This is a genomic window from uncultured Corynebacterium sp. (assembly GCF_946998835.1).
Classification (GTDB): Bacteria; Actinomycetota; Actinomycetes; order Mycobacteriales; family Mycobacteriaceae; genus Corynebacterium.
On sequence record NZ_CAMQAZ010000050.1, the window covers coordinates 1 to 8,886 of the forward strand.

Genomic DNA, 8,886 nt, shown 5'->3' on the forward strand with positions numbered 1-8,886 from the left:
AGATCAACTGCTAAAAATCAGCCCAATCGGACACACTTTTTGAGCCTTAACCCTCAACACTTAATCCACAGGTAATTACAGGTGCCTGATCTAGAGCCCATTCACTTTACACTTTTGGGCTCGTTAACTTTACGGTTCATCCTAATGAAAAAGGTGTCACTACCTGCAGAAACTAAGGAAAATCTAACCTTCCCCCGGCTCTATTTTTGACACCGTTGTGGCGCTGAGAGACTGGGGGAGGTATCGCGGCAATGCAGTGCCCTTTTTGCTTCCGTGGCCTGGTTAGGGTTCCCTCCCCAGGGGTTGGCATCGGTGAAGCCCTAGAGGGTTAAGGCTTTACCTATTGGGGTCTATATACCGTAGAGAGTTTAATGAAAATACGTGTTCCCCATGTTCCCCGTGTTCCCGCTGGTAGAGGGGCTGCAATTCATGTTCCCTCCGTGTTCCCAAATGTGTTCCCTGTGTTCCCTGGCGGTGTTTTTCGCGTTCCCCGGTTGTGTTCCCGTTTTTAGGTGTTGTATCAACAGTTTCGCTGATAGGTTTTGTGCATGAAAAAGTGGCCGTCACGGGCATCTGGTGTGATGCGGTGGCGGCCACTAGGCGGGGTGAGATGAAGGGGCTAGTAGAAGGCGGCTCGCTGTTCTGCTGCGCGCTGGTGGTCTCCTGGGGTAAGGCTCACGCGGGCGGCTGCATCTTCGCGTACTTCGGTTTTGCCCCAGCTGTCCAGTGCCTTGATGCGCTGCTTGATGGTTTCTTCGTCGGTTGAGATGTCGAGCTTCATTCCGTCGTATTCGCCTTGTGCGAGCTTTACGAGGAAGTCTGGAAAGTGGCTTCGTGCTTCGGCTGCGATCTTCGTGCGGCTGCTGTGCTCGGCGATGTCGTGTTGGGTTGATTCCCATCCGGTCATGATGCCGTTGTTGACCTGCTGCAGTGGTTCAAGTGGTGTGATGTTGGCGAACAGGCAGATGCCAGGCACGCGCTGTGCTTCGGCTCCTCCTCGCTGCGCAAAGTAGATTTGGAGCGCCTGCAGCTTAGCTCCGTTGGTGATGAAGGTTGTGTAGTCGTTGCCGCGTGCTGCCAGTGCCTTGTGGTCTGTGCTCCATGCGAGTTGTCCGAGTGCGCGCGCTGCTTCTTGGAAGTTGCGCTGCACTGTGTCGGTGTCGAGCTGTGCTGCGATCTGTAGGCGTGTGGTGCGGTTGTTGGCTACCCCTCGGGCTGCGCTGCGGAGGGCGGCGGTGGTGGCGCGTTCGAGTGGGGAGACCCCACCCCCGTCCGCGAGGTAGGTGGGGGTAGCTGCTTTTTCCACGTGGGCGGTGATGGTCTTGTCCCACTGGTCAACGTTGGTTGATACCAGGGCGTCTACGAGGGCGTCGCGGCTTGCCTGCTGTTCTTGGCGTGCGAGGTCGTGGAAGAACTTCGGTGCCTGCATTGCGCGTTGGTGTAGGTCGTTCCACTGCTTCGGTGGCTTGATTTTGGTTTCCCAGGTCTGCGCGAGCCAGGTCATTTCGGCGGTGCCAGTGTCGGCGCTTACCGGTGGTGTGTCGATGAAGTTGATGTGCTGCTGGCGCGCGGTGGTGGTGGCCATGTTGCCAATGCCAGGGATTGTCATGTTGGTGTGCCTCCTTTGGGCGTTGATTGTGTGTAGATGTGGTGTTGTTGGTGGTTGGGGCGGTGGTGCTCGTTGTAGTGGGGTGGGGGTCATGCTGCTTCCTTGTGGTCTTGTGGTTGTCCGTTGTCTCCGTAGAGTTCTCCTGCCCAGATGCCGCGGCGTTCTTCTGGGGGAGTGCTGGCGGCTACTTTGCGGCACTCTCTGCGGGCGTCACAGATGCGGCAGAGGGTGCGTGCGTGATGGTGGCGGGCTTCGCGCTGCTCCGTCGTTTCGCCGTCGATGGTGTGGTCGAACAGTGGTGCTCGGCCACGGCACGCGGCTTGAGTGAAGATCAGGCTGTAGGCGGGTGTCAGCAGTGGCGCGAGGTAGGCGGGTACTTCCTTGATGTTCGGCCAGGGGTATTTGGCTTTAGGCATCTGTGATTTGTTCCATCAGGTCGATGAGGTTGTTAGTCAGCTGCCTTACTTCACGGGGGCTGATTAGGTAAGGCTCACATCCGATGATGAGGAAGATTTGATGCCCTCCGTCTTTGAGGTCTCGGCGGGCGCGTACTGCGATTTTTTCGCCTTGGGGCTTGCGTATCGTTGCGATGCGCGGGTCGGTTACCATGATGTTTCTCCTATGAGGTTCCTGCGATGATCCAGCTGTCGGTGCTGTCGGTGTCGATGAGCTTGATGCCGCGATATTCACGCCAGCGCTTAATCTTGGAAGTGCCGTCGGCGCGAGTGGTTTTCTCCTTCGGCATGATGTGTTCAACGGTGGGATAAGCGGCGGTGATGGTGTTGGCCAGGGTTACTGAGTTCATGCGCGCGCGGCCTTGACTGTCACACCATTGGCGGTAGATGCGGTTAACTTCCTTGGCGTCAGCGGCATCGTTTTTATCTCCCGTGATGATGAGCTTGTCGTTTTCGTCTGCCCAGTCGATGAACTCATCGAGCGGGCGGGCAAGGTCGGCCAGAGTGTCTACGAGTCCGCGAGCGCCGGAGGGGTTTGTGAACCGTCCGTTTTGCCTGTCGAGCTGGTCTAGTCCTTCGAGTGCCCACACGAAAATTCCGGGTAGTTCGGCTAGTAGTTTGTCGGCTAGGTCTGGGTCTGGGTTATTAGTGAAGCTCTTTTCCAGGCGGATGATGGAAAACCTGCGCAGGATAGCTCCGGATGAGTCCTTAAACCGCGGCAGCTCGTTGGAGACGAACAGCAGGCGAGTACCTAGGCGGCCAAACCACGGGTCTTTGTATTTGCGGTCAATGCCCATTGGGTCGTCGGCGATGAGGGACAGCAGGCGCTCTACAGCTCGTTTTCCGGCGTGCTCGGTGTCGCGCGCGTCCTCCATAACGGCCAATGGTTTACCGATGCAACCGGATAGCATCGAGTCATTGCGGGCGATGCCGTCGAGGGTGATTGTTGCGGTGTTGCCGTCTCCCATCAGCGCGCGGATTACAGTTGCTATGACTCCCTTGCCTGCGCCGGATGCTCCGATGAGCATGAGGGACTTTTGGAGATCAGTGCGGCCACTGAGCAGGTAGCCCATGAATTCTCGGAGTAGGTGAGCGCCTTCGGGGTCGTGTTCAAATACTTCGTCAAGGAACTTTGCCCATCGTGGGCACTTGGCGTTGGGGTCATAGTTAAATGGCAGGCTCCAGGTGTTGAAGATTGCGGGCGTGTGGTCGGTGAGTTTGCGGGTGTCCAGATTGAACAGTCCGTTAGCCATCGAGATGATGTTTCCGGCTGGGGTGCCGGTGCCGGTGGCGTAAGGCGGTTGAGCGTCGTAGTCCTGCATCGTGAGGATCTTGAGAGGTTCCAGGATGTCGGAGACACGACGGGTGGTTGGTGCCCAGGGTTTAACCTCACCATCGGTGCCAGCGGGGTAAGCCTGCTTTTCTAGGTGCTCCCAGATATCGCCCTTGGACTCGATGGCATCCTTCGGGGCGTGCCATTCGGTGCCTGCGTAGTGCCAGAGTTGTCCCTTCCAGTACGCGAGTAGAGGAAGGTTTTCGGGGTTGGTGTAGAGGTCACGGACAAGGTGGCGGGCTACCGCCATTGGCTGTGATGGTGCCGGGTAGATGCCCCAGTCGGCGGGTGGTTGGATGAGTCCGGCGTCTACGCGGGCTGTGAGGTTCATGCGCGTGGTGGTGGTCATGCTGCCACCTCCTGCGCTGCGCGTCGTGCGCTAGCGAGGGTGCGCATAATTTCCGGCTCGGATAGCCCGGTGCAGGCGGCTGCGCTAGCTAGTTCTTCCGAGATGTCTAACCCGTACTTGTAGGCGATGAAGGCGGCGCGGTTAAGTGTCTCGTTGCGAGAACCAGACTGTGCGGCGGCCACGTCGTTGATAAGCCGGCCGGCAAGGTTGCCGCTGGCGGAAACTGCGCGGGGGATAACCGGCTGCACTTTCGCCGGTGGCCGGAACACGTAGCGCTGTAGATGCTTCGGCAGTTCTGGGAGCTGGTTGGGGTCATGCCAGGACTGAAACACGTAAGGGCGGCCAGTGCCCGGGTGTGTGCTGCCGGGCATCACCAAATAGCCACGGTGGTTTTTAAGGTCGATGCCGTCCCCGGCTGTCTTGTTCACGGGAGCGGAGTAGGGGAGCCGGAACCAGATGTGAAGGCCACCGGAGCCGGTGCGAGTGACCAGCGTGGCGGGGAGGTATTTCCCCTTGTTGATTCGGCGCCAGGTGTTATTGCCGCCATTGCGCGGGTCGATGTCGAACACGATCACGTTCGCGGCGGGTCGTGCTCCGATGTTGGCATGTGGCCAGCGTGTCCACCATGATTCAAGCTGTGCTTGGTTGGTGGTTGCGTCCTTGTGGCCGTGGCGGGTTAGAGGTGCTTTTCCTTTGAGTGGAAAGACTTCCAGCCCCCACCCTGCGAGGGTGGCGGCGTCCGCGTATTGCTGTGTATGAGTCATGAAGGAACCTCCAATGTGTCAACGGGTAGTGAGGTTCGCTAGGGTCAGCTCCTGGCTGCGCCTAAGCCACTGTCTGTGTGGGGCGGCTTATGCGGCTCCTGGCCTGCGCCCGTGGCTGCCCACGCGGTTTGTGGGGCTTCGTGCCCTGCGCGGGAATTGCACCCGCGTTCGCTTCCCAGGGCTCCTATTCAGTTTGTTTTCGTCACTCCTATTTCGTCACACCCTTGTTTTCTCCCCTTATAGTTGGGCGGTGGTGGTTGTAAAACCGCTTAAATCAAGGGTGTTGAGCAGGGTGTTTGCCCAGTTGACTAGTTCTTCGTCTGCCGCGTTGAGTAGGGCGGTGGCGTCCATCGTGGTCATGCTGCGCTGTCCTTCGGTTGAGCAATGTCCACAATGTCCAGTGCTAGGGACGCGGGGATTCTGAACGTTGGCCAATGGCCTTTCATCTCTTTTTCGAGTCGCTCCATGTCCTGGCAGGCTGAGCATGGGTAGTACTCGGCGGATAGCGGTACACCGTTGCTATCAACCTTCACGGGGGTTGAGTGCTGCCGGTTGATGAACTTTCCACACGAGGTGTGGTCGCCTGCCTCTGTTCGGCGGACGATGAAGTGTGATGCGCGGCGGCGTCGCTTATGCCTACTGCCCGTTGATTCGGTTGTGGTAATCTTTGGGTTGGTAGTCATTGTGATGACCTTTCCTTTCTTTTTGGGAATGTAGACGCTCTAGCTTTTCAGCCCTCGGCTAGAGCGTCTTTTTCTATTCCTGGTTTTCTTGCTTTTCGATGTAGTTGAAGATTGCCGACATGACGGCTTCACCCTTGGAGACAAGCTCCTGCATCGTGTAATCAAAAACCGCCCCGGCTACAGCGTTGATGATCTCGTTAAAATCGTCGATGCCTGCCAGCCCGTCGAGGAACTTCTTCGTCTTTTCGGTCTCCATGTCCTCATCGGAGATCGTGACGCCTGCCGAGCGTTCGATGAGTAGCGCGGCAGCTACCCGGCGGTAGTCCTGGTTTCCTGCAATTTCGGAGGCCAGGCGGTCTTTAACCACTTGTTCCCAGGGGGCGCCTTCCTTCGCGCGGTCTGGCATCTCCTGGTTGATGAAGTGCTCTGCCAGGTCGCACAAGTTGGTCATGTGCTCGTTGATGGTCTGTGTAGTCATGAGTGCAGCCCTTTCTTCTTTTTTGGGGTTACGCGCAATCCAAGGACATGCCTAAAGCGGGGTTGGAATAGTTCCCGGATGGGTGAAGCGTGCTGGTCATTTCGCCTTCTTCGTCGGTGTACGAGATGTTTACCGGAACCTCGTTTGAGTAGCGCTGCAGGTCGGCCACGTTGCGCGCGCTGGCTTCGGCCTGGATGAGTTTTCCCATCGTGCGGATGGCCTGAATGGAGGTTGATACCTGAACGGATGGGTTGTTGTCGTTGAGCTCTTCCAGTACCTCGATTGCGATGTCGAGCATTGTGGTGTTTGCGAGGTAGGCCAGGGAGTCGGCGGGGGTGTAGTTGGTAGTCATTGAGGTTGTTCCTTCCTTGGTGTTACGCGGCCTGCTGGTGGGGAATGGCGAAGACGATAACGACACAGTTCGTTTCCTCTGTTTCGCCGTCGGTTGGTGACAGGGTGCCTTCGATGGTGACAGTGGTGCCGTTGTCGTTCTCAGCGGTGTCATAGATGGCGAAGTCGTGGCGTGACTGTGGGTGCTGGTTCCAGAAGTCCAGCAGTTCGGCAGTGGCGTCCTTGAGGTTGGCGGCAGTGGCGGAGGTGGTGACCTGCTTCACGCCGTTGAAGTAGCACTCTGAATAGATGCTGTGCGTCTCCGCAGTGATTGCCTGCAGCTTGGCGCCGAATGGTGACAGATCGTTAGTAGTCATCGGTATTTCTCCTTAAGCGGCTTGAGGGGTATCTGCGTCGGTTACTTCGGTCGGCAGTTCGTCGATGCCGAGCAGGTCGAGCAGTGGCTTGGTGGGGATAACATAACGGCCACCAATCTTGATGACTTGAGTAGGGAAATCGTTGCCCCGGATTGCGGCGTATCCTCCACTTGCGCTGATCCCTAGAAGCTTTGAGGCCACTTGCACTGAGACGGTTGGCGGTAGCTCTCTATTAGGCATTCACACACCTCCTAAAAAATGTGACGTTCAGAAACAGTGCAATTACTGTCTCTAGAAAGAACATTACTATACGTGCAGTAACAAAGCAATACTTGAAACATTAGTGAACATCGCATTTCTTGGTTAAAGTGCGATATATGGGCGACTGGCAAAAAGAAATGACCGCCAAAATCGGATCGGAAGTGCAGCGCTTACGCGGCGACCGGTCTCTACTCTGGCTAGAAACACGAACAGCCGAGCTAGGGCACAAGGTCGCAAGAAGCGGGCTATCTCAGCTCGAAAACGGCAACCGGAAGTCAATCAGCGTTGCCGAGTGGCTAGTTTTGGCCGCTGCGCTCAACACTGCGCCCATCCTGCTCTTGTTTCCTGCCTACCCAGACGGCATCGTTGAGTACCTGCCGGGGCTGGAAGATCGGGCAATCCGAGCGGGCTCATGGGTGGAGGGGACTTCAACCTTCGTGGCTGAGTCCGGGGAAATTAACTACTTTGAGAACCAGCTAGTTAAGGCTGCGCAGGAGCGGGAAAACACTCTCTACAAGGCGTTAAAGATGATGGAGGAGTACGGAGACTTTGAGGAATCGTTAACGTGGTTCAAAAGGGTTGTGCAACGACTCGAACAAACAATTAAGTCGCTTGGCGGCAGTGTTGCCGAAAAGGAATAGCCATGTCCAGGGGTCAGCCACCGACGCCACCAGGCACACACGGAAACATCTCATACAGCACCGCACCCAGCGGAAAAATCAGAGCACTAACAAACCTACGGCTCTACACCGGCAAACGAGTACAAGTCACAGCCACCGGCAAAAGTAAAGCTGAAGCCACCCGAAAACTAGAAGCACGCTGCACAGAACGGCTAGGCACCCCATATGCCGAGGTCATAACCCCAAACACCCAACTATCCAAACTCATCGAAACTTGGATTGACCAGCACGACGTCACCGACCACTCAAAGCAGATTTACAAACAGGCCATCGATGCGCACATTCAAGAAGGGATAGGCCAGCTACGGCTAAACGAGCTATCGCCCGTAACCCTGCAGGCGTTTATCAACGAGCTAACCCCAGGTACAGCCAAAACCACAGCCACCGTCTTATCGGCGGCACTCAATTACGCCGTGCGCGTCGGCGGACTAGCAGCATCACCTTGGCAATCAATCAAACTGCCTAAAGCGGATAGAAAACCAGTTGCAAACATCACCAAAGAACAGCAAGACGCATACATTGAAGCCATTGAACGATGGTGTACTGGGCTAGATCCCAACCAGGGCGATGATGAAGAACCAGCGGGGCATAAGCGCGGCCACGGGCTACCCCAAATAGTACGAGTAATAGCCGGAAGCGGCCTGCGGAGCTCCGAGGTACTAGGACTAAGGATTACAGATGTAGACCCGGCTAACAGGCGCGTAATCGTGACCGGCCAGTCAGACGCGAGCGGCGGGCGAACCGAACGGATAAAAAACCACGCGTCACAGTTCGCGCGGCGAAACATCACCATCACGGCAGACGCGGCAGCAGCGATACAGGAACAGCTAGACAGTGAAGCCGTCCGATTCTGGGGTGAGCCACTTTTCCCCAGCAGGAACGGGACTTACATCACAGTTCGGAATCTGAACCGCTGGCTACGTCTCGCAACCGCTGGAATGAACTTTGGTGTGAAGATAACGCCGAAACAATTTAGGTCTACGATCTCTAGCCGTATTTCCGAGAAGTACGGTATCGACGCGGCGCAACGTCAGCTGGGGCACTCTAAGCGGACTACCACCGAGGCTTATTACACTGCGCCACCGCCGTTGATTGAGGATTATCTGGGAGATCTAGAAAACGACTAGCCCTAGGACGCTCTGTGAGCGGTTGGAGGGTGTTAGGGTACGTGCCGCCCGCGTTTAACCGCTTAGAATGCGTTTGCGAACAGGGGTTTTGCGCAGGTCAACGAGGGTAAGCCCCACCCGCGCACGGAAGCTAACGACTGGAATAATGTTCCAGTCGACCCTCGCCCGTAAGCCCCACCCGCGCACGGAAGATATTTTTACACCGGTGTAAAATTCGCCGGTTCAGAGGTAAGCCCTACATGCTCACGGGAGATATTCCCGGTTCCGGGAACCTTCCCGGTCATTGTTGACCGAGAACACTTTCTTCCATTTTCCGAAAAAAGTCATCTGCTACGAACCTCGTAACGGCTGAACCGAGAGCAGGTGCTACGGCAAAAGGGGATCGTGAAGTGTCCCAGGTTTTGTTCCGTTTGAGTAGATGGGAAAATTTGGAACGTGCC

At 56.5% G+C, this 8,886-nt stretch carries 13 protein-coding genes; 2 read left to right on the forward strand and 11 right to left on the reverse strand.

Annotation, left to right across the window (positions count from 1 at the left end):
• Positions 1–619 precede the first annotated feature (619 nt).
• The 11 genes from Q0U90_RS11110 to Q0U90_RS11160 form a co-directional block, all read right to left on the reverse strand.
• Complete coding sequence (locus Q0U90_RS11110; protein ID WP_297455069.1) at positions 620–1,609, reverse strand: hypothetical protein; 990 nt, start codon at positions 1,607–1,609, stop codon at positions 620–622.
• Positions 1,610–1,698: 89 nt separating this feature from the next.
• Positions 1,699–2,025 (reverse strand): WhiB family transcriptional regulator, encoded by a 327-nt coding sequence (locus Q0U90_RS11115; protein WP_297455072.1) that lies wholly within the window; start codon positions 2,023–2,025, stop codon positions 1,699–1,701.
• On the reverse strand, positions 2,018–2,218 hold the full coding sequence (locus Q0U90_RS11120; RefSeq protein ID WP_297455074.1) for a hypothetical protein: 201 nt from the start codon (positions 2,216–2,218) through the stop codon (positions 2,018–2,020). The genes Q0U90_RS11115 and Q0U90_RS11120 overlap by 8 nt, the downstream gene beginning before the upstream one ends.
• A 10-nt stretch (positions 2,219–2,228) precedes the next feature.
• Positions 2,229–3,746, reverse strand: coding sequence for a phage/plasmid primase, P4 family (locus Q0U90_RS11125; RefSeq protein ID WP_297455077.1), 1,518 nt, complete (start codon positions 3,744–3,746; stop codon positions 2,229–2,231).
• Complete coding sequence (locus tag Q0U90_RS11130; RefSeq protein ID WP_297455079.1) at positions 3,743–4,510, reverse strand: bifunctional DNA primase/polymerase; 768 nt, start codon at positions 4,508–4,510, stop codon at positions 3,743–3,745. The genes Q0U90_RS11125 and Q0U90_RS11130 overlap by 4 nt, the downstream gene beginning before the upstream one ends.
• 237 nt (positions 4,511–4,747) lie before the next feature.
• Entirely contained in the window at positions 4,748–4,870 is a 123-nt protein-coding gene (locus Q0U90_RS11135; RefSeq protein WP_297455083.1) for a hypothetical protein, read from the reverse strand.
• On the reverse strand, positions 4,867–5,193 hold the full coding sequence (locus Q0U90_RS11140; RefSeq protein ID WP_297455086.1) for a hypothetical protein: 327 nt from the start codon (positions 5,191–5,193) through the stop codon (positions 4,867–4,869). Before Q0U90_RS11140 ends, Q0U90_RS11135 begins: the two co-directional genes overlap by 4 nt.
• 73 nt (positions 5,194–5,266) lie before the next feature.
• Positions 5,267–5,671, reverse strand: coding sequence for a hypothetical protein (locus Q0U90_RS11145; RefSeq protein WP_297455089.1), 405 nt, complete (start codon positions 5,669–5,671; stop codon positions 5,267–5,269).
• Between the two features lie 28 nt (positions 5,672–5,699).
• Complete coding sequence (locus Q0U90_RS11150; protein ID WP_297455092.1) at positions 5,700–6,023, reverse strand: hypothetical protein; 324 nt, start codon at positions 6,021–6,023, stop codon at positions 5,700–5,702.
• A gap of 22 nt (positions 6,024–6,045) precedes the next feature.
• Positions 6,046–6,378, reverse strand: coding sequence for a hypothetical protein (locus Q0U90_RS11155; RefSeq protein WP_297455095.1), 333 nt, complete (start codon positions 6,376–6,378; stop codon positions 6,046–6,048).
• Positions 6,379–6,390: 12 nt separating this feature from the next.
• The gene (locus tag Q0U90_RS11160; protein ID WP_297455098.1) at positions 6,391–6,618 is read right to left on the reverse strand and encodes a DNA-binding protein; all 228 of its coding nucleotides are present in this window, start codon (positions 6,616–6,618) and stop codon (positions 6,391–6,393) included.
• Positions 6,619–6,755: 137 nt separating this feature from the next.
• Here Q0U90_RS11160 and Q0U90_RS11165 point away from each other — a divergent pair, with 137 nt between their 5' ends.
• Positions 6,756–7,280: a hypothetical protein gene (locus Q0U90_RS11165; protein ID WP_297455100.1), complete on the forward strand. Its 525-nt coding sequence runs from the start codon at positions 6,756–6,758 to the stop codon at positions 7,278–7,280.
• Between the two features lie 2 nt (positions 7,281–7,282).
• Positions 7,283–8,446, forward strand: coding sequence for a tyrosine-type recombinase/integrase (locus Q0U90_RS11170; RefSeq protein WP_297455104.1), 1,164 nt, complete (start codon positions 7,283–7,285; stop codon positions 8,444–8,446).
• The last annotated feature ends 440 nt before the right edge of the window (positions 8,447–8,886 follow it).

Excerpts from the sequence above, each read along its gene's own strand:
- Q0U90_RS11110 (WP_297455069.1), bottom strand. The coding sequence starts at position 1,609 with ATGACAATCCCTGGCATTGGCAACATGGCCACCACCACCGCGCGCCAG.
- Q0U90_RS11115 (WP_297455072.1), bottom strand. The coding sequence starts at position 2,025 with ATGCCTAAAGCCAAATACCCCTGGCCGAACATCAAGGAAGTACCCGCC.
- Q0U90_RS11120 (WP_297455074.1), bottom strand. The coding sequence starts at position 2,218 with ATGGTAACCGACCCGCGCATCGCAACGATACGCAAGCCCCAAGGCGAA.
- Q0U90_RS11125 (WP_297455077.1), bottom strand. The coding sequence starts at position 3,746 with ATGACCACCACCACGCGCATGAACCTCACAGCCCGCGTAGACGCCGGA.
- Q0U90_RS11130 (WP_297455079.1), bottom strand. The coding sequence starts at position 4,510 with ATGACTCATACACAGCAATACGCGGACGCCGCCACCCTCGCAGGGTGG.
- Q0U90_RS11135 (WP_297455083.1), bottom strand. The coding sequence starts at position 4,870 with ATGACCACGATGGACGCCACCGCCCTACTCAACGCGGCAGACGAAGAA.
- Q0U90_RS11140 (WP_297455086.1), bottom strand. The coding sequence starts at position 5,193 with ATGACTACCAACCCAAAGATTACCACAACCGAATCAACGGGCAGTAGG.
- Q0U90_RS11145 (WP_297455089.1), bottom strand. The coding sequence starts at position 5,671 with ATGACTACACAGACCATCAACGAGCACATGACCAACTTGTGCGACCTG.
- Q0U90_RS11150 (WP_297455092.1), bottom strand. The coding sequence starts at position 6,023 with ATGACTACCAACTACACCCCCGCCGACTCCCTGGCCTACCTCGCAAAC.
- Q0U90_RS11155 (WP_297455095.1), bottom strand. The coding sequence starts at position 6,378 with ATGACTACTAACGATCTGTCACCATTCGGCGCCAAGCTGCAGGCAATC.
- Q0U90_RS11160 (WP_297455098.1), bottom strand. The coding sequence starts at position 6,618 with ATGCCTAATAGAGAGCTACCGCCAACCGTCTCAGTGCAAGTGGCCTCA.
- Q0U90_RS11165 (WP_297455100.1), top strand. The coding sequence starts at position 6,756 with ATGGGCGACTGGCAAAAAGAAATGACCGCCAAAATCGGATCGGAAGTG.
- Q0U90_RS11170 (WP_297455104.1), top strand. The coding sequence starts at position 7,283 with ATGTCCAGGGGTCAGCCACCGACGCCACCAGGCACACACGGAAACATC.